The 1,395-nt window shown below is 35.9% G+C and carries 1 protein-coding gene; it reads right to left on the reverse strand.

The genetic code is table 11. From position 1 onward, the window contains the following. Nucleotides 1-378: 378 nt before the first annotated feature. A partial coding sequence (locus tag F6K52_RS36315; RefSeq protein ID WP_293090072.1) for a transposase occupies nucleotides 379-1,395 on the reverse strand: 1,017 nt, incomplete at its 5' end.

Consider the following 1,395-nt stretch of genomic DNA (forward strand, 5'->3'; position numbering starts at 1 on the left):
AATCTTTTTCAGCGTTATGTTTTATAAATTTCCAAATCACAAATTCCAAATTTCAAAACAAAGTTGTCCCATCCTTTTTTGCATACCTTCTTTAATATTTCTAAAGGATATTTTCCCCTATTTTTCTCAATTACTTCTTAATCTTAAACGGTCAACCTATTTCATGGAATGACGAACATAGCATTCAAAAGTATTTTTGGATTTTAGTCTTTATTCTCAACTTTTGCATTAAAGAAAACAAAACATCAAAGGGGCTAAAAATGAATAAAATAGCCCCAAAAAATAGCTAGTTCATTGACATTTGGGTAAAACAAAGCCATTAATCCTGCGGAGCACATCTCTACAGAACATTAAATCACTAGACGAGTAAGCGATTGTTTAGTTCAAATTAAAAGCAGGTAAAAGCGTTTGGTTAATTTGTTCCAAGGACATTCCCTGTTTTAGGACTAAATCAATCCATTGAATCATTATCCACAGTGCCTGTGCCTGTGTGGTTCTGCGCCAATAAGCTAAAGAGCCCTTGATATCTGTATCAAGTTGTGCTTGAAGATTGTTTAAAAGTACATCGTCGTATTGAGCATGTTGCAATAACGAATAGACCAGAGCGACTAGAGCTATGTGTTTTTCAATAGCCTCAAAGTCTCTGACTTGATATTGGTCCAGCCCTTCGGCTTTGCCTTCTTTGTGATATTCTTCAACTGGCCAGCGGTGGCGACCAACCTTTGTCATCTGTTGTACTCGCCAGTGAAGGCGATTACCAATAAAAACTCTTGCGGTATCAGACAAATCTTCCCTCTGGTGGGAAATTAGTAATTTTTGCCTGCCATAGCCGCAGATATGATGGGTCTTACAATAATTGTAAAAGACTTCTTTTTTTCCTTTGTATCTAATGGTGCATTTACCAAAAGGCAAATCATTGGCATGTAAATCTTTTTCTTTTTTGGCCTTTTGTTCTTCGTGTAATTGTTTAACAAAATCTGATACAGCTTTCTTTTGGCTCCCTCTAAATAGAATTTGTTCATTACTTTTTAGACCTGCAACATAAGCTTTGTCTAAGTCTTTATCTATGAACTTACAAAAGGCTGGATTAGTAAACCATTTATCAAAACTAATGGAAAGGTTCAGCGCAGGATAAGTTGTAAAAAACTGCCTCAGTAAATCCTGCCCTATCACAATCTTAGTGCGATAGGCTTGTTGGATAACCTCCTTGTTTTTATGCTTCCTAGATAAATAGAGTAAATATTTTTTCCATTTAGCTGGTGCTGTTTCCTTGAGGCTTTCTTTTGTTTCTTTGATAGCCTCAATACTGCGCAAAGCTGTTTCCATTTTCCCTATATCCATCGGACGCCATAATTCAAATAAAGCAGGATAATCTATTTGGTCATCGCTATAATG

It is taken from the genome of Moorena sp. SIO3H5 (assembly GCF_010692395.1).
Lineage (GTDB): Bacteria > Cyanobacteriota > Cyanobacteriia > Cyanobacteriales > Coleofasciculaceae > Moorena.